This is a genomic window from Aeromonas sp. QDB54 (assembly GCF_027707385.1).
GTDB classification, from domain to species: domain Bacteria; phylum Pseudomonadota; class Gammaproteobacteria; order Enterobacterales; family Aeromonadaceae; genus Aeromonas; species Aeromonas hydrophila.
In genome coordinates this window covers 69,806-90,525 of the sequence record NZ_JAPCIT010000020.1, presented here as the reverse complement: position 1 = coordinate 90,525, position 20,720 = coordinate 69,806, and the positions used below count along the sequence as shown (strand labels likewise).

The window sequence follows — 20,720 nt, the reverse complement described above, 5'->3', positions numbered from 1 at the left end:
GCTCGCCGCTCATCACAGGCTCTGCCAATGGCTGAGGCCGCACTTGCCTTTTCAGGCATGGCCAGCTTCCGCTCCCCGGCTGGTTATGATATCCATTCGGTAACCTGGTCTGGGGCAGACGAGTCCTGGAGACTCGCTGCCGCCGAGGCTGACGTCCGCTGGCGCGACTCTGGGTTTCGCCTCGCCCTGTTCATCCCTCCCCTGCTGGTCAGGGGTCATAGACAAAAGAGGATTTTATGGAGTTGGTGTTACTGGCGGATGCGCCATCTGCCGCAGGCGTGGTTGCCTCATGGTATTTTGACGAATGGTGCCGCGACACTGGTCGCTGCACGCAAGACCAGGTACTGGCCAAGGTCACGGCGGCCACCCAGGTTGATCGAGCTCCGCTGATGGTACTGGCCCGCCAGGCCGGTGAATGGGTAGGGGCTGCCGAGCTGAAGATCCGCGAAATGGCGATGTTTCCCGAGTACGAGCATTGGTTGGGTGGGGTCTATGTGGTTGAACAAGCGCGCGGGCAGGGGGTCGCCTCCTTGCTGGTAACAGAGATCCTCAGCCGTGCCCGCAGGGCGGGGATCAGCAAGCTGTACTTGCAAACCGAGAACCTGACCGGTGGCGTTTATTGCCGTCATGGTTTCAAGGCTCTTGAGGAGGTCCATTATAAAGGCCTTCATGTGCTGGTGATGGTGGCGGATACCGGCGTCCCGTCCTCGTCAGAAAAGGTGGTCCAGTGATGCTTGATACTGCTGCTCTGCCTGTATAGCCAGTTCGCGCAATCAATAAAAAAGCCAGTCAGGGTCACTGACTGGCTTTTTTGTTGGCGCTTGTCGGGGATCAGTCGATGAGACTGGCCCACAGGTCGTACTCGTCCGCTTCATCGATGCGGACCTTGACCATGTCGCCGGGCTTGAGGCCGGTTTCACCGTTCAGGTAGACCAGGCCGTCGATCTCGGGGGCATCGGCGGCGGAGCGGCCGGTGGCACCCTCTTCGTCCACCTCGTCGATCAGCACCAGCATCTCCTTGCCGACCTTGCGGGCGAGCTTGCGGATGGAGACCTGCTGCTGCAGCTCCATGAAGCGCTGGAAGCGCTCTTCCTGCACCTCTTCCGGCACCGGATCCGGCAGCTCGTTGGCCTTGGCGCCTTCGACCGGGCTGTATTTGAAGCAGCCGACCCGATCCAGCTCCGCCTTGTCGATGAAGTCCAGCAGCATCTGGAACTCTTCTTCGGTCTCGCCGGGGAAGCCGACGATGAAGGTGGAACGCAGAGTGATCTCGGGGCAGATCTCGCGCCACTTCTGGATCCGCTCCAGGGTGCGCTCGACGGTGCCCGGGCGCTTCATCAGCTTGAGGATGCGCGGGCTGGCGTGTTGCAGCGGGATGTCGAGGTAGGGCAGTACCTTGCCGTCGCGCATCAGCGGGATGACGTCATCCACGTGGGGGTACGGGTAGACGTAGTGCAGGCGCACCCACATGCCGAGCTTGGCCAGCTCTTCGCACAGGGCCACCATGCTGGTCTTGACCGGCATGCCGTCGTAGAAACCGGTGCGGTGCTTGACGTCCACGCCGTAGGCGGAGGTGTCCTGGGAGATCACCAGGATCTCTTTTACGCCGGCCTCTTTCAGACGCTTGGCCTCGGCCAGCACTTCGCCGATGGGGCGGCTCACCAGATCCCCGCGCATGGAGGGGATGATGCAGAAGGTGCAGCGGTGGTTGCAGCCTTCGGAAATCTTCAGATAGGCATAGTGACGGGGGGTCAGCTTGACGCCCTGAGCCGGCACCAGGCTGGTGAAGGGGTTGTGGGTCGGCTTCTCGACGTACTTGTGCACGTGGCCCAGCACCTCTTCATAGGCGTGGGGACCGGTGATCTCGAGCACCTTGGGGTGGATCTCGCGGATCTGGTTCTCTTTGGCACCGAGGCAGCCGGTGACGATCACCTTGCCGTTCTCGGCCAGGGCCTCGCCGATGGCTTCCAGGGACTCCTGTACCGCGCTGTCGATGAAGCCGCAGGTGTTGACCACCACCACTTCCGCATCGTCATAGCTGGGCACCACGTCGTACCCTTCGGTACGCAGCTGGGTCAGGATGCGCTCGGAATCGACCAGATTTTTGGGGCAACCCAAGGAGACGAATCCTACTTTGGGGGCCTGTTTTGTGTTGGACATCGCTCAATCACTCTTAGGTGGCTCTAGTTTTAGGGCGCGGATTTTACCGGAATGGCTAACCAAAAACTATACAGCCGGCACGGCGGAATCGAACAATATCTCCGGCGAGGCAGGATTGTGCCAAGGCAGGCCCGTTTTGAGCCGATACGGGCCGATGGCGGCACCCTTGCCTCGTCAGCTCGCTGGCTGTTGAGTTTCAACTCAATTTTGCGAGAGCGGGAAGACGGGTGTCACTATACTCCCTGCAGGCAGACTGGAAGGAAGGACGGGATGGACAGCTCATTTGGCGAGAGAATGCAGAACGTGCACGCCACGCTCAGGCAGCGGTTTGACAAGTTGAGCCGGGTGGCCATCGCGATTTATGACCAGCACACGGACAGGCTCAAGACCTTCGCCCACAGCACCGAGGGAAGTTCCCCGCTGGTGCAGTACGAGGTCAAGCTGAGCGAGGTCCCCTCCCTGCGCTATCTGGCCGAGCATAAACAGCCCCGCGTGCTCGACACGCTGGACTCGCTGCTTGGCTCCCCCTCCGAGCACAGCCGCAAGCTGCTGGCGGCCGGTTACGAGTCCAGCTACACCGAGCCGCTGTTGTTCAACAGCAAGCTGTTCGGTTTTCTGTTTTGCGATGCCAGGGAGCCTGGTTACTTCGACCCCGCCATCCGTGGTGAACTGGCGGCATACGCCCAGATCCTGGCGGCCATCATAGCAGTGGAGTTTTTCTCGATTCAGACCCTGAGCGGCGCGCTTACCACGGCGCGGGAGTTCAGCCGCTACCGGGATGAAGAGACCGCCAATCACCTGCACCGGATGTCGGCCTATTCACGGCTCATCGCCCGCGCCGTGGTCACCCGTTATCCCTTGAGCGACGAGGAAGTGGAGTTCATCTATCTCTTCTCCGAGCTGCACGACATCGGCAAGATTGCGGTGCCCGACGCCATCTTGCTCAAACCCGGCAAGCTGACGCCAGAGGAGTATGGGGAGATGAAGATTCACCCGCTCAAGGGGCGGGAGATGATCGCCCTGATGATCAGCGAGTTTGGTCTCGACGGCATCCATCACACCGACATGCTCAAGAACATCATCGCCTATCACCACGAGCGCTTCGACGGGCGGGGTTACCCGGAAGGGCTGGCGGGGGAGGCGATCCCGCTGGAGGCCCGCATCGTCGCGGTAGCCGACGTGTTCGATGCACTCACCAGCGAGCGGCCCTACAAGCAGGCCTGGACGTTCGAAGCGGCCTTTGCCTACCTCGAAACCCACGCCGGCAGCCAGTTCGACCCCGCCTGCGTCGCGGCGGCGCTGTGCAACAAGGAGGCGTTTCGCGCCATCCATCAGCAATACCGAGAGCCCGCCGCCAGCTAGGCGGTGGGCCGTGTCATTACTTTCGCACTCCCGCTCTGCCCTGTTGCGGCGCTGCATGATATAGCGTGAGAGCGGCGGCGGGCTTTGCCCCGTCGAGGTCGCCAATCGGATAGAGCCCATCATGACGAGCGTCACTGATTGACCCGCCTCTTGTCCTTAGGCTTATCCGGCTTAGGCCATATCTGCTACTGTGACCATCAACTCATCACAAAGGGTGGAGTACAGCATGAAGATTCGATTCCTGGTGATAGCAACGGCCATGGTGCTGGCATCGGCCCCCAGCCTGGCTGACTGGGCCAAGGTGAAGGCGGCCGCGAGCGAGCTCGGCAGCGCGGTGAGCGACACCAGCAAGGAGGCGTGGCAGAGCGTCACCGATTTCTCCAAGGCGACCTGGGCATCGGTTTCCCAGTGGGGTTCGGAGGCGTTCAACACCGCCGGCGCCTGGACCGACAAGAGCGTGGCCACCGGCAAGGAGTGGCTGACGGTGGCCGACAAGAAGCTCGACCAGATGCTGGAGCCCAAGACGGCCGACGAGGCGCGGCTTGCCCTCGATACCATGGCCGACACCGCCCTGGTGCGGCTGTTCAACCAGCAACCCTCAGCCAAGCTGTTGTTTGACAAGGCTTATGGCTATGCGGTGTTCGACTCGCGCAAGTTCTCCCTGATGCTGCACACCAACCAGGGGGCCGGGGTGGCGGTCAACCGCACCAGCGGCAAGCACACCTACATGAAGATGTTCGGTGCCGGGCTCGCGGCCGGGCTCGGTGGCAAGTTCTACCAGCAGGTGATCCTGTTTGAAGACAAGGCCAGGTTCGATGCCTTCGTGAGCCAAGGCTGGGAGGCCACCTCCGAGATGGGGGCCGTGGCGGGCAAAGAGAGCGCCGAGCTCAGCGCCAAGTACAACGGCGGCATGGCCATCTACCAGATCGGCGAGAAAGGCTTGCTGCTCGATGCCAATATCTCTGGCTCCAAGTACTGGGTGGACAAGGATCTGACCCGCTAGTCACCCGCTTTCCGGCCTTTTCCGTCGGCCCGCATCTTGCTGGCTGACGGGAAGGTCTGTCACCTGACGAAGAATCTGCCCTCGCATCGCCTGTTACGGGCTGCTTACCCCCCCTCACCCCGCTTGTATTGTGGTTTCCTACTTGTTGGCACCCTAATTGCTTACACCCTGACAGCGTCAATGATTTGTCTGGGGATGGAATATGGAAATTAGTGCAAGCAGCCTGATGCAAGAGATGCAGGCACTCAAGGTCGAAGCCGGCGCCACGCCGCTGACCCAGCCGGGCCGCCAGGTCACATCCGACTTTGGCCAGTTGCTGCAACAGGCCCTTGGCAACGTCAACGAATTGCAGGGGGCCGCCAACGATCTGCGTACCCGTTTCGACATGGGCGACAACTCGGTCGACTTGTCCGAGGTGATGATCGCCGGGCAGAAATCCTCCATCGCCTTCGAGGCGACGGTGCAGGTACGCAACAAGATGGTTGATGCCTACAAGACCATCATGAACATGCCGGTATAAGCGCGCTCACCATGGCAACTGAACATCATGAACATGTCAGCAATAAGGACATAAATCGTGGCTAATGACCAAAACGGCGAACTGCTGATGAACGATGAGGGCAGTGCCGCCCTCGATGAGAATGAGCAGAAGAGTTCAGCACTCGGCTTTCTGTCCAACACGGATGTGCTGCGTCAGATCACCCTGATCCTGGGGTTGGCCATCTGTCTGGCGATCGCCGTTTTCATCCTGCTGTGGGGCAAGGAGCCGGACATGCGGCCCCTTGGCACCTACACCACCCAGGAGCTGGTCAAGACCCTCGACTACCTCGATCAGCAGAAGATCCCCTATCAGGTGGATGGTAAGAGCGTGCTGGTCAGTGCCGAGAACTACTCCAGCATCCGGCTGGCGCTGACCCGTGCCGGCCTGGCCAATGCCACCGACACCACCAGTGACGGGGAAGACATCCTGCTCAAGGACTCCAGCTTTGGCGTCAGCCAGCGCATGGAGAGCGAGCGTCTCAAGCTGAGCCGCGAGCGCCAGCTGGCCAGCGCCATCGAGCAGTTCCAGAACGTGGCCAAGGCCCAGGTGCTGCTGGCTATCCCCAAAGACAACGTGTTTGCCCGCAACGAACGCAAACCGAGCGCGACCGTGGTGCTGAGCCTCAAGGGCAATGCCCTCGGCCAGGGTGAAGTGGACTCCATCGTCGATATGGTCGCCTCTGCGGTGCACGGTCTGGAGCCGACCCGCGTCACCGTGACCGACCAGAACGGCCGCCTGCTCAACTCGGGCTCCCAGGATCCCGTCTCTGCCCAGACTCGCAAGGAGTTTGCGATGCAGCAGAAGCAGGAGCTGGAATACAAACAAAAAATTGACGCCATCCTGATCCCGGTGCTCGGCGCCGACAATTATACGGCGGAGGTCGATCTCTCCCTCGACTTCTCCCAGCAGGAGCAGACCCGCAAGACCTACAACCCGGACTTGCCGGCGGTGCGCTCCGAAATGACCATGGAAGAGAACAGCGCCAACGGCAGCAACGGCGGTGTGCCAGGCGCCCTCTCCAACCAGCCGCCTGCCGCCTCCAACATTCCGCAGCAGGCGACCGGCCCCAATGCCGAAACGACCGCCTCCTCTTCCGGCCGCTCCCGCAAGGAGGCGACCCGCAACTTCGAACTGGATACCACCGTCAGCCATATCCGGCGCCAGATGGGTGGCATTCGCCGCATGACCGTCTCGGTGGCGGTGGATTACAAGGCGTCTACCGCTGCCGATGGCAAGGTGACCCGCGAGCCCCGTACCCAGCCCGAACTCGATACCCTGCGTCGCCTGCTGAGCGGTGGCCTTGGCTTTGATGTGACCCGTGGTGATACTCTGGAGGTGGTCGCCATCCCGTTCAACCGGCCCGAGCTTGAGAGCGTGGCCGAAGCGCCGCTCTACGAGCAGCCCTGGTTCTGGCGTGCGGTGCGCATCGCCGCCTCCGTGCTGGTCATCATAGTGTTGATCGTCACCGTGGTGCGGCCCATGCTCAAGCGCCTGCTCTATCCGGATGCCAAGCCGGAAGGGGAACTGGACTTCGACAACCACACCGTCTTGGGTGGGGATGACGAGCTCAGTCTGCTGGCGGCTCAGGCTGAATCCGAGCCGGTGTTCGGTGTACGTGATGGCCATCTGAAACTGCCGGATCTGCACCGTGACGAGGACTTGCTCAAGGCGGTACGTGCGCTGGTGGCGAACGAACCGGATCTGGCCGCACAGGTCATTAAAGAATGGGTAGCGAACAAAGATGGCTGACGAAAACAAGACACAGGTCACCGGCAATGACATCACCGACAGTCAGCGCCAGATCCTGGATCAGATGAGCGGGATGGAGATGGCGGCGGTATTGATGCTGAGCCTCAACGAAGAGGATGCCGCCCAGATCTTCCGCCATCTCGAGCCCAAGCAGGTGCAGCGGCTCGGCATGTCGATGGCCTCCATGTCGGATTTCAGCCACGACCGGGTGGCGGCGGTCCACCGTCAATTCATCGACGACATCCAGAAGTACACCAACATCGGTATCGGCAGCGAAGACTTCGTGCGCAAGGCGCTGGTGGCGGCCCTTGGCGAAGACAAGGCCAGCAACCTGGTGGACCAGATCATCCTGGGTTCAGGTGCCCGCGGCCTCGACTCGCTCAAGTGGATGGATGCCCGCCAGGTGGCCAGCATCATCCAGAACGAACACCCGCAGATCCAGACCATCGTCCTCTCCTATCTGGAGCCGGAACAGTCGGCCGAGATCCTGAGCCAGTTCCCGGAGCAGGTGCGCCTCGACCTGGTGATGCGTATCGCCAACCTGGAAGAGGTGCAACCGGCGGCGCTGCAAGAGTTGAACGACATCATGGAGAAACAGTTCGCCGGTGCGGCGGGTGCCCAGGCAGCCAAGATGGGCGGCCTGAAGGCGGCAGCCAACATCATGAACTACCTCGACACCAACATCGAAGGCCAGCTGATGGACTCCATCCGCGAGTCGGACGAGGAGATGAGCCAGCAGATCCAGGATTTGATGTTCGTGTTCGAAAACCTCATCGATGTGGACGATCGCGGCATCCAGACCATGCTGCGGGAAGTGCCTGGCGATCTGCTGCAACGGGCGCTCAAGGGCTCCGACGATCAGATGCGCGAGAAGGTATTCAAGAACATGTCCAAGCGGGCCGCCGAAATGCTGGCGGACGATCTGGAGGCCATGGGGCCGATCCGGGTCTCCGAAGTGGAAGCTGCCCAGAAGGAGATCCTCTCCATCGCCCGCCGTCTGGCGGATGCCGGCGAGATCATGCTGGGTGCCGGTGGCGGCGAGGAGTTCCTCTGATGAGCGGTCACGTCGGCGTGAATAGCAGAGCGGGCAGCGTTATGGCGAGGAGTGCGGCAGACAGATGAACAACAACAAGCTGCGCGGTTATGTCAGACCCGACGGGGATGAGAGCCAGGTCCAGACCTGGGGCTGGCCCGAGATGGAGGTCGAGGCCGAGGTCGAGACCAATGCCCTCGGGCTGACGCCGGACTGGTATCGGCAGGAAGAAGAGGTCCCGGTCGAAGAGCCGGTGGAGGAGCCTGCCCCCAGCATCACTGCCGAGGAGCTCGAAGCGATTCGCCAGGCCGCCTGGGAAGAGGGAATGGCCGAGGGGCGTGACGCCGGTTACGCCAAGGGGCTCGAAGAGGGCAAGCTGGAAGGCCTGCAGCAGGGCCATGCCGCCGGGCTGGAGCAGGGCAAGGAGGAGGGGCTGGCCCTCGGCCGCGAACTGGTGGATCAGCAGATGAGCCACTGGCAGGGACTGATCGATCGCCTCGCCAACCCGCTCAAGGAGCTGGACGGTGCGGTAGAGCAGCAGCTCATCGCCCTGGTGATGCAGCTGGCCCGCGCCCTCATCCGTCACGAGGCGGAAACCTCGCCCCGGTTGTTGCTCGAAGCGCTCAAGCAGGGGCTGGCGCTGTTGCCGGCCGCCGAATTGGGGGTCACCCTGATGTTGCACCCGGACGATCTGGCCCGGGTCGAGCAGGCGTTTGGCGCCGAGGAGTGTGCCAAGCGCCACTGGCGGCTGCAAAGCGATCCCACCCTTTCCCCCGGCGATCTGCAACTGGCCACCGAACTCTCCAGCATCGATCTGACCCTCGCGGGGCGCATCGATCAGCTGCTGCGCAACTTCCTGCGCGACAATGCATCGCAGGATGCCCGCGGCTAAGGGCGTGCGGGCCGCCAGGGTGCGGCCCGTCTGCTTTCTCTACTCATTCAACGTCATATCTCAGGAGGCCGGATGAGCGGCTCGTTACTCAATCGGTTGCAAGGGTATCGGGTACGCGATATCGCCCCCAAACCGCCGGTGGCCGGCAAGCTGACCCGGGTGGTGGGGCTGACCCTCGAAGCCATCGGCTGCCGTGCCGCCATCGGAGCGCTCTGTCGCATCGATACCCAGGATGGTTCGCTGGAGGCCGAAGTGGTCGGTTTCTCCGGCGATCGGCTGTTTCTGATGCCAAGCGAGCAGCTCAAGGGGGTCATTCCGGGTGCCCGGGTGGTGCCCATCACCGAGGAGCACGGCATCCCGGTCGGCATGAACCTGCTGGGGCGGGTCATCGACGGCATCGGCCAGCCGCTGGACGGGCTCGGTCCCATTCTCTCTTCCCAGACGGTGCAGTTTGCCCAGCACCGCATCAACCCGCTCTCCCGCCGTCCCATCCATCAACCGATGGACGTGGGGGTGCGCGCCATCAACGCCGTACTGACGGTAGGGCAGGGCCAGCGGATGGGGCTGTTCGCCGGCTCCGGCGTCGGCAAATCCGTGCTGCTCGGCATGATGACCCGCGGCTCGGTGGCCGACGTGGTGGTGGTCGGGCTCATCGGCGAACGGGGCCGCGAGGTGAAGGAGTTCATCGAGGAGATCCTGGGGGAGGAGGGGCGTGCCCGTTCCGTGGTGGTGGCGGCGCCGGCCGATGCCTCGCCGCTGATGCGGCTCAAGGGGTGCGAGACGGCGCTGGCCATCGCCGAGTATTTTCGCGATCAGGGGCTCAACGTGCTGCTGCTGATGGACTCGCTCACCCGTTACGCCCAGGCCCAGCGCGAAATCGCCCTGGCGGTGGGCGAGCCGCCGGCCACCAAGGGCTATCCGCCCTCGGTGTTCGCCAAATTGCCGGCACTGGTGGAGCGGGCCGGCAACGGCAGCGACGGGCAGGGCTCGATCACGGCTTTTTTCACCGTATTGACGGAAGGGGACGATCTGCAGGATCCCATCGCCGATGCGGCGCGGGCCATCCTCGACGGCCACATCGTGTTGTCGCGGGAGCTGGCCGATGCGGGCCACTACCCGGCCATCGACATCGAAAAGTCCATCAGCCGGGTGATGCCCATGGTGACCTCGCCGGAACACATGGAGCTGGCGCGCACCCTCAAGCAGTTCTATTCCCTCTACCAGCAGAACCGCGATCTCATCACCATCGGTGCCTACAGCCAGGGCTCCGACCCCCGCATCGACCGCGCCATCATCCAGAAACCCTATCTGGATCAGTTCTTGCAGCAGGGCATGCGCGAGGTCATTCACTACGATGCGGGCCTGCAGGCCCTGCAGCTGGTGGCCATGCCGCTGATGCGTTGACGAGAAGATAAGAGGGAGGCGTGCCCATGAGTAAAGGCTTGGTAATGTTGTCGGAGCGGCTGGTGGAGGCCGAACAGCAGGCGGCGCTGGCGCTGGCCAAGGCCCAGCAGGACTTGAAGATCTTCATGGAGCAGCAGGACGCGCTCAACCAGTACCGCCAAATTTACCACCAGCAGTGGACCGACCGCGGCCTGCAGGGCATAGGTGCCCAGCAGAACAGCCAGTATCATGCCTTCATCAACAAGCTCGAGCAGGCGGCCACCCAGCAGTACGAAGGGGTGTTGCAGGTACGCCAGGCGCTGGAACTGCGCCGCGAGGAGTGGCTGGCCGCCCAGCAGCGGCGCAAGGCGGTGGAGTTGCTGCTGGCCAAGCAAGCGGGACGCGAGCAGCAGAAAGCCCAGCGCCAGGAGCAGAAGATGCTGGACGAGTACGCCATGCTGCGCCGTTTCCACCATTCTGGCCTGTAACTTGCTTTCTTCTTGCCATCCCGTGTGTGCCTCACTTCCCCCGGGGAGCTGAGGATAAACCCGAAGCCGAATGTCGCCAGGAATCTTCACCATGATGCAGACACTGTTAACCAATTCTCCCGCCGCGCCGACCGCTGCCGCTGCCGACAAGAGCGATGTGCTGACGGCGAGCCAGGATGGCGGTGAAGGGGCCCTGCAGAGCGACGGCAAGGTCGGCTTTTCCGAGGTGATGAACCGGGTGCAGCAGGCAGACAAGGTCAATGCCAAAGCCGACGGCAAGGTTGCCAACGCAGATGGCAAGGCCCCCAATGCTGATGGCAAGGCTCCGGCGCGGCCCGGCGCCGAGCAGGGAAGCGCGGGTGCATTGGAGAGCAACAAGCCGGTGCCGACCGCCAAGAGCGAGGTTGCCAAATCTTTGGCGAATGAGGCCGAAGAGGCCGGTAGCGCCGACGACAAACCACAGAAGGGGAGCGAGCCCGACCCCGCTCTCACCCCGAACGATTTCTTGCAGCGTCTGCAGGATGCCCTCAAACAGGACACCTCCCTGGTCGCCCCGCCGGCCATCAATCTGGTCGTCACGGCTCCCGTCGTCGAGACGGACGGCAAGATGTTGCCGCAGAAGGGCGCGGACGCCGAGTCGGCCGAGGCATCGGCCACCCTCACCCAGCCGCTCGCTGGCAGCGACAAACAGGGGGCGACGACCAGTGCCGCCGCGCTGGCCCGCCAGGCTGCCAGCTTGCTCACGGGCGAAACCAGTGTGCCGGTTGATGCGAAGGCTGCGCAGCCGGATGCCGTCATGACGGATGACGCAGCCTTGGCGGCTCAGCTGCAGGGAGCCGGGAAAGAGAGCGGTGGCAAGGAGAGCGGTGCCGGCGCCAATGCCGACCAACAGGCCGATAACAGTGGCAAACAGACCAAGGGGAGCAAAAACGAGCTCTCCGCCGCCGAGCGGGCGGCCTTGTTGAGCAAGGTGCCCGCCGCCGCGTTAAGCGAACAGGGTGAAAATGACACCAAGATCCAGCTGGAGGGCGCCGACAAGGGGGCCAAGCCTGTGGTGCCGCCCATGGCGGGCAAGGAAGAGCCGGTAAAAACCGCTCCGCTGCAGGCCACCCACCAGGCCGTGGCCACTCAGCCCGGCGCCGCCAGAGCGTTTGAAGAGGGGGTGACCCGCACCGATGGCGGCTCGAGCAACGTTGCTGCTGACAAGGCGCCAACGCAGACCGCCACTGAGGGGGACGGGCAGCCCAAGCCGGTGGCCGCCAAGGCCGAGGGCCAGCCTGCTCCTGTCGCCAGCAGCGGCGCACCGGCGCCTGCCACCGCCAGCGAACCCGTGCTGGTCGCGCCGCAACAGGTGCTGGCCAGCAGCGAGCCGCAGGGCCCGCAAGCGTCCCTGGCCAGCCTGTCAGCCGGGCTCAAGCAGATGGAAGCCACCGAGCGCAGCGACGCCCCCAGGGCCCGCAGCGAGGTGAAAGTCGACGTGAAGCAGAAGGTGGCAGAGCTGGCTCGCGGCGGCGCCCAGGAGAGCAGCGAGACGACCACCACCCCGGAGAGCAGCCGCAGCCAGCAGGTCCAGCAGAACAGCCAGCCCCAGGCGGTGGGTCATGACAACCGACCGGCGGCCACCGAAGCGGCTGCGCGGCGCGAGCCCGCCAATCTGCCCCATCTCAAGCTGGCCGATCCGGAGGCGCCGGCCCAGTTGCATCAGAAGGTCAATCTGATGCTGGCGGACAAGCTGCAGCAGGCGGAGATCCAGCTCGATCCCCTCGGCCTTGGCAAGATGAAGATCCAGATCCAGATGGGGGCAGACAGCCAGGCCAACGTCCATTTCGTGGTGCAGCATGGCCAGACCCGGGAAATGCTGGAGCAGGCCATGCCCCGGCTGCGTGATATGCTGGCCGGGCAGGGCATCCAGCTGGGCCAGACCCTGGTGCAACAACAGCCGCAGCAGCAGTCACAGGGCCAGTCGGCGTTTACCGGTCAGGGCCAGCAAGGCCAAAAAGGCAGCGGATCTTTTGCCGAAACAGGCCAAACTGAGGCAGAGGTCACGGGCGCCGGCATGCGTTTGTCGACGGAATCGACAAACGACAGCGGAATTGATTTCTATGCTTGATGCCAGCCCGAGTAAGTTTATGATATCGAACAAGTTTGAGACTAGGGTGGACAAGGGATGGCAGACGATAACGAACTGACGCTGAAAGATCCGGCGGCAGGCAAGAAAAAGAAGCTGATCATGATTATCGCCCTGGCCGTGATTGTGCTGGGTGGTGGCGGGGCCGGCGCCTGGTTCATGCTGTCCGGCGGCGACAAACCGGCGGCCGAGGCCGCAGGGGAGGGCAAGGATGCCAAGCCCAAGGAGGCTGCACCCCAGCCTTCGCTCTACGTGGGTATGCCGCGCCCCTTCGTGTTCAACGTCTCCGGTGGTCAGCGTGACCGGCTGGTGCAGATCAAGATCCAGCTGATGGTGCGCGGCACCGCCGACGAGACGCTGGCCAAGCAGAATATCCCCCTCATCGAAGGCACCCTGCTGCGGGTCTTCAGTGCGGCCACCAGCGAGCAGCTGATGACCTTCGAGGGCAAGGAGAAGCTGCGCAAGGATTCACTGGAAGAGTGCCGTCGGGTGCTCAATGACCTGGTCTCTTCCCCCGTTATCGAACAAGTGCTGTTTACCGGCTTTGTCATGCAATAAGGGTGAAGCGTGAGCGATCTGTTAAGTCAGGACGAAATTGATGCCCTCTTGCACGGGGTCGATGATGTCGAAGAGGAAGAGATAGGCGCGGCGGGGGATCCCGGCGTTGCCCAGTTCGACTTCTCCTCCCAGGACCGCATCGTCCGTGGTCGCATGCCGACCCTGGAGCTGGTGAACGAGCGTTTCGCCCGCCACATGCGGATCAGCCTGTTCAACATGATGCGCCGCACCGCCGAGGTCTCCATCAACGGCGTGCAGATGCTCAAGTTTGGCGAGTACGTGCACACCCTGTTTGTGCCGACCAGCCTGAACATGGTGCGTTTCCGTCCGCTCAAGGGGACGGCGCTCATCACCATGGAGGCGCGGCTGGTCTTCATCCTGGTGGAGAACTTCTTCGGTGGCGATGGCCGCTACCACGCCAAGATCGAGGGACGCGAGTTCACCCCCACCGAGCGGCGCATCATCCAGATGCTGCTCAAGCTGGTGTTCGAGGACTACAAGGACGCCTGGGCGCCGGTGATGGACGTGGGCTTCGAGTACCTCGACTCCGAGGTGAACCCGGCTATGGCCAACATCGTCAGCCCCACCGAGGTGATCGTGGTCAGCTCGTTCCATATCGAGCTGGATGGCGGTGGCGGCGATTTTCACGTGGCCATGCCTTACTCCATGCTGGAGCCTATCCGCGAGCTGCTGGACGCCGGCGTGCAGAGCGACAAGGGTGACACCGACGTGCGCTGGAGCAAGGCGCTGCGCGACGAGATCATGGACGTTAAGGTGGAGCTGCGGGCCAAGTTGCTGGAGACCGAGCTCACCCTGCGCGAGCTGATGGAGCTGCAACCCGGCGACATCATCCCGGTGGAGATGCCGGAGAACCTGCTGGTGTTCGTGGAGGACTTGCCCACCTTCCATGCCAAGATGGGGCGGACCAAGGACAATGTGGCGCTCAAGATCACCGACAAACTCAAGCGCCCGGAAGGGGTCAAGACCGAGATGCATCTGGTGACCCGGGGCGGTGTACGCATCGATGGTGAGGCAGAGCTGGAAGAGCTCGAGCGCAGCATCGAAGATCAACAACGATAAACGGCGATCTGCGCTGGCAGGCCGTCAAGAAAGCAGCATAAGGAATTCAAGATGAGCGGAACTGATGAAGAGGATCTGATGGCGGACGCCTGGGCAGCCGCGCTGGAAGAGCAGGTGACTGCTGAAGCCAAGCCCGCTCCCCTCGAAGAGCTCAAGGATGATGCCCCCATCAGTGCCGAGGAGCGGCGCAAGCTGGATACCATTCTGGATATTCCGGTGACCATCGCCATGGAAGTGGGCCGCAGCCAGATCAGCATCCGCAACCTGCTGCAGCTCAACCAGGGCTCGGTGGTGGAGCTGGATCGGGTGGCGGGCGAGCCGCTCGACGTACTGGTCAACGGTACCCTGATCGCCCACGGCGAGGTGGTGGTGGTGAACGACAAGTTCGGCATCCGGTTGACCGACGTCATCAGCCAGATCGAAAGGATCAAGAAGCTCAAATGACCAGACTCATAGTGTCACCGTTTGAGGGGGCCCGGATGCTGACCAAGAAGTTCGGCATCCCTTCTGTGTTGGCCGACGTCATCAGTCAGATTGAAAGGATCAAGAAACTCAAATGATCCGCGCGTTCCCGTTACTGCTGTTGTCCCTCCCTGCACTGGCCGAACCCGGTGCGGGCGCCAATCCGCCCAGCCTCACCTCCTGGCTGCTCTCCAGCCTGATGGTCATCGGCCTCATCCTGGTGCTCGGTTTCCTGCTCAAGAAGAGCAAGATTGCCACCGCCATGGGGGGCGGCCAGATGCGGGTCATCGCCAGCCTACCGGTGGGCTACAAGGAGAAGCTGCTGGTGGTCAAGGTGGGCGAACAGCAGCTGTTGCTCGGGGTGACGCCGCAGCAGGTCAACTTTCTCTATCGCCTGGAAGAGCCGCTGGACGAGAGCCAGCCCCAGGCGTTCTCCCAGCAGCTTGGCAAATTGATGGGCAAGCATGAAAAAAGCTAACGGCTCACGGCCGCACGGTGGGCTGCTGGTCGGCCTGTTATCCCTCCTGATCCTCTGCTCACCGCTGGCGCTGGCCCAGGACGGCATGTCGGCAGTCACCATCAAGACTATGGCGGACGGCAGCCAGGAATACAGCCTGACCCTGCAGGTGCTGGCGCTGATGACGGCGCTCTCCTTCCTGCCGGCCATGGTCATCATGATGACCTCGTTTACCCGCATCATCATAGTGCTCGGCATTCTGCGCCAGGCCATTGGCCTGCAGCAGAGCCCGTCCAACCAGGTGTTGATCGGCATCGCCCTGTTCATGTCGTTCTTCATCATGTCGCCGGTGCTGGATCGCATCAACAACGAGGCGCTGCAACCCTATCTGGCCGAGACCATCCAGGCCAAGGAGGCGCTGGAGAAGGCCGAGCTGCCCATCCACCAGTTCATGCTGGCCCAGACCCGGATCAAGGATCTCAACACCTTCATGGAGATAGCGAACGTGCAGGTGGACAAGCCCGCCGACGTGCCGCTGCGGGTGCTGATCCCGGCGTTTGTCACCAGCGAGCTCAAGACCGCGTTCCAGATAGGCTTCATGCTGTTTCTGCCGTTCCTGGTGATAGACCTGGTGGTGGCCAGTATCCTGATGGCGATGGGGATGATGATGTTGTCGCCGATGCTGGTCTCCCTGCCATTCAAACTGATGTTGTTTGTCATGGTGGATGGCTGGAACCTGATCCTGGGATCCCTGGCCAACAGCTTCGGGCTGGGCGCCGGTGGTTAAGGGCGAGCAACGCAAGGAGCGAACGGCATGAGTCCTGAAACCTTTATCGACGTGTTTCGCGAGGCGCTCTGGCTGGTCACCATCATGGTGTGTGCCGTGATCCTGCCGAGCCTCTGTGTCGGCTTGCTGGTGGCCATCTTCCAGGCGGCCACCTCCATCAACGAACAGACCTTGAGCTTTTTGCCCCGCCTCATCGTCACCCTGTTTGCACTGGGGGCGGGGGCGCACTGGGGCTTGCAGAGTCTGATGGACTTCTTCCTGCTGATGGTGAGCCAAATTCCGGAGGTGGTGGGATGAAGGGCTCGCTCGAGCAGAGCGGCCTGCTGCGCCCGTTGCCGGCCTCGATGGCCCGCAAGGTGCCGGGATGACCTACACAACCGCTCTCATCATGGAGTGGTTGTCTTCCATCGTCTGGCCGTTGGCGCGGGTGAGCGGGCTGCTGATGGTGATGGCGGTGTTTGGTAGCCGGCTGACGCCGGCTCGCGTGCGCATCAGCCTGGCGCTGGCGCTGACCCTGATGATTGCCCCTTTGCTCCCCCCTATGCCCAAGATCGAGCTGTTCTCGGTCGGCAGTTTTCTGGTGCTGGGCCAGCAGTTGCTCATCGGGGTCGCGCTCGGCCTCATGACCCAGTTTCTGATGGAGAGCTTCGTGATGGCTGGCCAGATCATCGCCATGCAGACCAGTCTGGGTTTCGCCACCCTGGTGGACCCCATGAACGGCCAGTCGGCACCGGTGGTGGGCCAGTTCTACCTGATGCTGGCGACCCTGGTATTTCTGGCGGTGGATGGTCACCTCATCATGTTGCGCATGGTGGTGCTGAGCTTTGATACCCTGCCGGTGTCGGACAGCGGCCTCAGCCTGCCCTCCATTCGCGATCTGATCGGTTTTCTCGGGGTCATGTATCAGGCCTCGCTGGTGATGGCGCTCTCCGCCATCGTCGCCCTGCTGCTCATCAACTTTGCCTTCGGCGTCATGACCCGTGCCGCACCCCAGCTCAACATCTTCAGCATCGGCTTTGCGGTCAGCATGATGTCGGGCCTGCTGATCCTCTGGTTGACCATAGGTGGCTTCCTCGGCCATTTCGACAGCATGTGGGAGCGGGTGCAGGAGACCAGCTGCACCCTCATCGGCACCCAGTGCCTGGGGGGCCAGTAAGATGCCGGCGGCAGGCTGTGGGCTCCCTTGCCCGAGATTGATTGCCTGGACCTGCCCTGTTGGCATGGTGCAACTGAACAACGGCGCTCAGGCGGCTTTGATGCCTGATTGCCTCGACCTGTGCGGGGGTCAGCATGGCTGATACCGATCAGGAACGTACCGAACAACCCACGGGCAAACGACTGCAACAAGCCCGGGAAAAAGGGCAGATTGCACGATCCAAGGAGCTGGGTACCGCCAGCGTCCTGCTGGCGGCCGTGTTTGGCCTGCTGATGGTCAAGGAGAGCCTGGCCGGTGCCATGGTCAAGGTACTCACCATGGGCTTCACCCTGGATCGGGATCAGGCGTTCGATCCCAATGCCATGATGACCATGCTGCCTGCCCTGCTGCGGGAGCTGCTGCACCCCCTCGGTCTGCTGTTCATGCTGGTGGCCATCGCCGCCTTCGTGGGCAACACTCTGATGGGGGGGATGAACTTCTCCTCCGAGGCCATGCTGCCAAAGTGGAGCAAGCTGAGCCCGCTCAACGGCATCAAGCGGATGTTCGGGGTGCAATCCCTGGTCGAGCTGGTCAAGTCCATCGCCAAGGTGGTGTTCATCTCCCTGTTCGCCTGGTGGATGCTCTCCAGCCAGTTCAACCACCTGCTCAATCTCTCCCTCGAGGGTTACCCAGGCGGCATCATAGACGCACTGGATCTGCTGCTGTGGATGCTGATCATCCTCTGCTGCGCCCTCATTCCCATCGTGGCCATCGACGTACCGTTCCAGCAGTGGAACCACATGCGCCAGCTCAAGATGACTAAGCAGGAGGTCAAGGACGAGTTCAAGGACAGCGAAGGCAAACCCGAGGTGAAGGGGCGGATCCGCCGCTTGCAGATGGAGATGGCGATGCGCCGCATGATGGGGGATGTGCCCAAGGCGGACGTGGTGATCACCAACCCGACGCACTACTCGGTGGCACTCAAGTACGATACGGCCAAGCCGGGCAGCGCGCCCAAGGTTGTGGCCAAGGGCACCGATGAAATCGCGATGAAGATCAGAGAGATAGCCAGGGAGTACGAGATCCCGGTGATGCCGTCCCCGGCGTTGACCCGCGCCATCTACCACGCCACCGAGATTGGTCACGAGATCCCGGAAGGGCTGTTTGCTGCCGTGGCCCAGGTGCTGGCCTATGTCTATCAGCTCCAGAAGTTCCGTCGTGGCCGTGGTCGCCGCCCCAATCCGCTGGCCAAGGATCTGCCCATTCCAACCGAATTCCGCAAATGACAAACTTCTGACACAGTAAAAATAAAATCATTGTATTTCAATATCTTGTATTATTGGCTTGATGTTTGCTTTAATCTGGCATCAGCGGTTTGAGATTGAGAAAAACGATGAAACTCCAGGCATCATTGGGCCGTATCAAAGAGTACAAGTGGCTGTTGACCAAGGGCGTGGGGACGCCACTGCTGGTGCTGGCCTCTCTTGGCATGGTGGTGCTGCCCATTCCGCCGCTGATGCTGGATATCCTGTTTTCTTTCAACATCGCGCTCTCCATCGTGGTGCTGCTGGTGGCTGTCTACACCCGCCGCCCGCTTGAATTTGCCGCCTTTCCAACCGTCTTGCTGCTCGCCACCTTGCTGCGGCTGGCACTCAACGTCGCCTCTACCCGGGTGGTGCTGCTGGAAGGCCACAACGGCAGTGCGGCGGCCGGCCACGTGATCGAAGCCTTCGGCAACGTGGTGATCGGTGGCAACTACACGGTCGGCATCATCGTCTTTACGATCCTGATGATCATCAACTTCGTGGTGATCACCAAGGGTGCAGGGCGGATCGCCGAGGTGAGCGCCCGCTTCACCCTGGATGCCATGCCCGGCAAACAGATGGCCATCGATGCGGACTTGAACGCCGGCCTCATCAATCAGGAAGAGGCCAAGAAGCGCCGCCAGGACGTGACCCAGGAAGCCGACTTCTACGGCTCCATGGACGGTGCCTCGAAATTCGTGAAAGGGGATGCGGTGGCGGGGATCATGATCCTCTTCATCAACATCCTGGGCGGCTTCATCATCGGCATGGTGCAGCACCAGCTCACCTTCAGCGAAGCGGCCCAGATCTATACCCTGCTCGCCATCGGTGACGGTCTGGTGGCCCAGATCCCGTCGCTGCTGCTCTCCATCGCTGCCGCCATCATAGTGACCCGGCAGAACACGGATCAGGACATGGGCACCGCGGTGCTGGGCCAGTTGTTCGACAATCCCAAAGCCCTGATCATCTCGGCCGGTATCTTGCTGATGATGGGGTTGGTACCCGGCATGCCGCACTTTGCCTTCCTGAGTCTGGGTGCCATCGCCGCCGCCGGTGCCTGGTGGCTGCTGCGCCGCGAGAAACAGCTGGCGGCCAAGGTGGCCAAGGGTGAGCTGATGCCGGCGAGCTCGGAGCAGACCCACGAGCAGAAAGACCTGAGCTGGGACGACGTGATGCCGGTGGACATCATCGGGCTGGAGGTGGGTTATCAACTCATCCCGTTGGTGGATCGCAACCAGGGCGGTGAGCTGCTCAACCGGATCAAGGGGGTGCGCAAGAAGCTCTCCCAGGAGCTGGGTTTTCTGGTGCCTGCGGTGCATATCCGCGACAACCTGGATCTTGCCCCGAACCAATATCGCATCACCTTGATGGGAGTCAGCACCGGCGAGGCCAATGTTTACCATGATAAGGAAATGGCCATCAATCCGGGCCAGGTGTTCGGCCAGATCCAGGGGGTTGCAACCCGGGATCCCGCTTTCGGACTGGAGGCGGTGTGGGTTGCCAAGGAGCAGGTCTCCCAGGCGCAGACCCTTGGCTACACAGTGGTGGATACCGCGACCGTGGTGGCCACTCACCTGAGCCAGATCCTCTCCAACCATGCCGCCCTGCTGCTGGGCCATGACGAAGTACAACAGTTGCTCGACATGATTGGGAAGCACCAGAACAAGCTGGTGGAAGGGCTGGTTCCTGAGGTCATCAGCATGGGTAACCTCGTGAAGGTATTGCAGAATTTACTCAATGAAGGCGTGCCAATCCGCGATATGCGCACTATCCTGCAAACCCTGGTGGAATATGCCCCGCGCAGCCAGGATCCGGAAGTGCTGACGGCGGCCTGCCGTATCGCCCTGCGCCGGCTGATCGTGCAAGAGATTGCCGGCCCGGATCCCGAACTGCCGGTGATCACCTTGGCGCCGGAATTGGAACGTATATTGCATCAATCCCTGCAGGCAGGGGGTGGTGATGGTGCGGGCATCGAGCCGGGTCTGGCGGAGCGGATGCAACGCTCGCTGGTGGAAGCCACTCAACGACAAGAACTGGAAGGCCAACCGGCCGTGCTTCTGACATCAGGGATACTGCGCAATACCCTGGCGAAATTTGTCAAGAATGCCATTCCTGGATTGCGCGTTCTGTCTTATCAGGAAGTGCCTGATGACAAGCAAATCCGCATCGTCAGTGCGGTAGGACAGAACTAGTTAGCG

Annotated in this window: 20 protein-coding genes; 19 read left to right on the top strand and 1 reads right to left on the bottom strand. The window is 62.1% G+C overall.

Annotation, left to right across the window (positions count from 1 at the left end; translation table 11 throughout):
- Window positions 1-236 precede the first annotated feature (236 nt).
- On the top strand, window positions 237-731 hold the full coding sequence (locus tag PG881_RS18500; RefSeq protein WP_270801937.1) for a GNAT family N-acetyltransferase: 495 nt from the start codon (window positions 237-239) through the stop codon (window positions 729-731).
- 100 nt (window positions 732-831) lie between these two features.
- Here the strand turns inward: PG881_RS18500 and rimO are convergent, their stop codons facing one another.
- Window positions 832-2,160: a 30S ribosomal protein S12 methylthiotransferase RimO gene (rimO, locus tag PG881_RS18495; protein ID WP_011705268.1), complete on the bottom strand. Its 1,329-nt coding sequence runs from the start codon at window positions 2,158-2,160 to the stop codon at window positions 832-834.
- A gap of 270 nt (window positions 2,161-2,430) precedes the next feature.
- Between rimO and PG881_RS18490 the strand changes: the two genes are divergently transcribed.
- The 18 genes from PG881_RS18490 to flhA all read left to right on the top strand — a co-directional run bounded on the left by PG881_RS18490 (window position 2,431) and on the right by flhA (window position 20,714).
- Complete coding sequence (locus PG881_RS18490) at window positions 2,431-3,522, top strand: HD-GYP domain-containing protein (RefSeq protein ID WP_270801934.1); 1,092 nt, start codon at window positions 2,431-2,433, stop codon at window positions 3,520-3,522.
- Between the two features lie 226 nt (window positions 3,523-3,748).
- A complete protein-coding gene (befA, locus tag PG881_RS18485) occupies window positions 3,749-4,525 on the top strand; it encodes a beta cell expansion factor BefA (protein ID WP_270801931.1) in 777 nt (258 codons plus the stop codon).
- A gap of 202 nt (window positions 4,526-4,727) precedes the next feature.
- Complete coding sequence (gene fliE, locus PG881_RS18480) at window positions 4,728-5,045, top strand: flagellar hook-basal body complex protein FliE (RefSeq protein WP_029301485.1); 318 nt, start codon at window positions 4,728-4,730, stop codon at window positions 5,043-5,045.
- A gap of 57 nt (window positions 5,046-5,102) precedes the next feature.
- Window positions 5,103-6,815: a flagellar basal-body MS-ring/collar protein FliF gene (gene fliF / locus PG881_RS18475; protein ID WP_016350050.1), complete on the top strand. Its 1,713-nt coding sequence runs from the start codon at window positions 5,103-5,105 to the stop codon at window positions 6,813-6,815.
- Window positions 6,808-7,869 (top strand): flagellar motor switch protein FliG, encoded by a 1,062-nt coding sequence (fliG, locus tag PG881_RS18470; protein ID WP_011705273.1) that lies wholly within the window; start codon window positions 6,808-6,810, stop codon window positions 7,867-7,869. Before fliF ends, fliG begins: the two co-directional genes overlap by 8 nt.
- Before the next feature lie 64 nt (window positions 7,870-7,933).
- Window positions 7,934-8,740 carry a flagellar assembly protein FliH gene (gene fliH, locus PG881_RS18465; RefSeq protein WP_016350051.1) on the top strand — a complete coding sequence of 269 codons (807 nt, stop codon included), beginning with the start codon at window positions 7,934-7,936 and terminating at the stop codon, window positions 8,738-8,740.
- A 72-nt stretch (window positions 8,741-8,812) separates the two neighbouring features.
- Window positions 8,813-10,144 (top strand): flagellar protein export ATPase FliI, encoded by a 1,332-nt coding sequence (fliI, locus tag PG881_RS18460; protein ID WP_011705275.1) that lies wholly within the window; start codon window positions 8,813-8,815, stop codon window positions 10,142-10,144.
- A gap of 26 nt (window positions 10,145-10,170) precedes the next feature.
- Window positions 10,171-10,611, top strand: a complete 441-nt coding sequence (gene fliJ / locus PG881_RS18455) for a flagellar export protein FliJ (RefSeq protein WP_011705276.1) — start codon at window positions 10,171-10,173, stop codon at window positions 10,609-10,611.
- 91 nt (window positions 10,612-10,702) lie between these two features.
- On the top strand, window positions 10,703-12,721 hold the full coding sequence (locus PG881_RS18450; protein WP_270801928.1) for a flagellar hook-length control protein FliK: 2,019 nt from the start codon (window positions 10,703-10,705) through the stop codon (window positions 12,719-12,721).
- 57 nt (window positions 12,722-12,778) lie between these two features.
- Complete coding sequence (fliL, locus tag PG881_RS18445; RefSeq protein WP_011705278.1) at window positions 12,779-13,297, top strand: flagellar basal body-associated protein FliL; 519 nt, start codon at window positions 12,779-12,781, stop codon at window positions 13,295-13,297.
- A 9-nt stretch (window positions 13,298-13,306) separates the two neighbouring features.
- Window positions 13,307-14,377: a flagellar motor switch protein FliM gene (fliM, locus tag PG881_RS18440; RefSeq protein WP_011705279.1), complete on the top strand. Its 1,071-nt coding sequence runs from the start codon at window positions 13,307-13,309 to the stop codon at window positions 14,375-14,377.
- 51 nt (window positions 14,378-14,428) lie between these two features.
- Window positions 14,429-14,821: a flagellar motor switch protein FliN gene (gene fliN / locus PG881_RS18435; RefSeq protein ID WP_011705280.1), complete on the top strand. Its 393-nt coding sequence runs from the start codon at window positions 14,429-14,431 to the stop codon at window positions 14,819-14,821.
- Window positions 14,822-14,933: 112 nt separating this feature from the next.
- The gene (fliO, locus tag PG881_RS18430) at window positions 14,934-15,317 is read left to right on the top strand and encodes a flagellar biosynthetic protein FliO (RefSeq protein ID WP_017778741.1); all 384 of its coding nucleotides are present in this window, start codon (window positions 14,934-14,936) and stop codon (window positions 15,315-15,317) included.
- On the top strand, window positions 15,304-16,083 hold the full coding sequence (fliP, locus tag PG881_RS18425; protein WP_016350054.1) for a flagellar type III secretion system pore protein FliP: 780 nt from the start codon (window positions 15,304-15,306) through the stop codon (window positions 16,081-16,083). Before fliO ends, fliP begins: the two co-directional genes overlap by 14 nt.
- A 27-nt stretch (window positions 16,084-16,110) precedes the next feature.
- Window positions 16,111-16,380 (top strand): flagellar biosynthesis protein FliQ, encoded by a 270-nt coding sequence (gene fliQ / locus PG881_RS18420; RefSeq protein ID WP_011705282.1) that lies wholly within the window; start codon window positions 16,111-16,113, stop codon window positions 16,378-16,380.
- 67 nt (window positions 16,381-16,447) lie between these two features.
- Window positions 16,448-17,239 (top strand): flagellar biosynthetic protein FliR, encoded by a 792-nt coding sequence (gene fliR, locus PG881_RS18415; RefSeq protein ID WP_011705283.1) that lies wholly within the window; start codon window positions 16,448-16,450, stop codon window positions 17,237-17,239.
- A gap of 134 nt (window positions 17,240-17,373) precedes the next feature.
- On the top strand, window positions 17,374-18,504 hold the full coding sequence (gene flhB / locus PG881_RS18410; RefSeq protein WP_270801926.1) for a flagellar biosynthesis protein FlhB: 1,131 nt from the start codon (window positions 17,374-17,376) through the stop codon (window positions 18,502-18,504).
- Window positions 18,505-18,611: 107 nt separating this feature from the next.
- Window positions 18,612-20,714, top strand: coding sequence for a flagellar biosynthesis protein FlhA (gene flhA, locus PG881_RS18405; protein ID WP_041217136.1), 2,103 nt, complete (start codon window positions 18,612-18,614; stop codon window positions 20,712-20,714).
- Window positions 20,715-20,720 lie beyond the last annotated feature (6 nt).

Coding starts and splice junctions, on each gene's coding strand:
- fliO (WP_017778741.1), top strand. CDS start 14,934: ATGATCCGCGCGTTCCCGTTACTGCTGTTGTCCCTCCCTGCACTGGCC.
- flhB (WP_270801926.1), top strand. CDS start 17,374: ATGGCTGATACCGATCAGGAACGTACCGAACAACCCACGGGCAAACGA.
- PG881_RS18500 (WP_270801937.1), top strand. CDS start 237: ATGGAGTTGGTGTTACTGGCGGATGCGCCATCTGCCGCAGGCGTGGTT.
- fliL (WP_011705278.1), top strand. CDS start 12,779: ATGGCAGACGATAACGAACTGACGCTGAAAGATCCGGCGGCAGGCAAG.
- fliR (WP_011705283.1), top strand. CDS start 16,448: ATGACCTACACAACCGCTCTCATCATGGAGTGGTTGTCTTCCATCGTC.
- fliE (WP_029301485.1), top strand. CDS start 4,728: ATGGAAATTAGTGCAAGCAGCCTGATGCAAGAGATGCAGGCACTCAAG.
- befA (WP_270801931.1), top strand. CDS start 3,749: ATGAAGATTCGATTCCTGGTGATAGCAACGGCCATGGTGCTGGCATCG.
- fliI (WP_011705275.1), top strand. CDS start 8,813: ATGAGCGGCTCGTTACTCAATCGGTTGCAAGGGTATCGGGTACGCGAT.
- flhA (WP_041217136.1), top strand. CDS start 18,612: ATGAAACTCCAGGCATCATTGGGCCGTATCAAAGAGTACAAGTGGCTG.
- fliJ (WP_011705276.1), top strand. CDS start 10,171: ATGAGTAAAGGCTTGGTAATGTTGTCGGAGCGGCTGGTGGAGGCCGAA.
- fliQ (WP_011705282.1), top strand. CDS start 16,111: ATGAGTCCTGAAACCTTTATCGACGTGTTTCGCGAGGCGCTCTGGCTG.
- fliP (WP_016350054.1), top strand. CDS start 15,304: ATGAAAAAAGCTAACGGCTCACGGCCGCACGGTGGGCTGCTGGTCGGC.
- fliN (WP_011705280.1), top strand. CDS start 14,429: ATGAGCGGAACTGATGAAGAGGATCTGATGGCGGACGCCTGGGCAGCC.
- fliG (WP_011705273.1), top strand. CDS start 6,808: ATGGCTGACGAAAACAAGACACAGGTCACCGGCAATGACATCACCGAC.
- PG881_RS18490 (WP_270801934.1), top strand. CDS start 2,431: ATGGACAGCTCATTTGGCGAGAGAATGCAGAACGTGCACGCCACGCTC.
- PG881_RS18450 (WP_270801928.1), top strand. CDS start 10,703: ATGATGCAGACACTGTTAACCAATTCTCCCGCCGCGCCGACCGCTGCC.
- rimO (WP_011705268.1), bottom strand. CDS start 2,160: ATGTCCAACACAAAACAGGCCCCCAAAGTAGGATTCGTCTCCTTGGGT.
- fliH (WP_016350051.1), top strand. CDS start 7,934: ATGAACAACAACAAGCTGCGCGGTTATGTCAGACCCGACGGGGATGAG.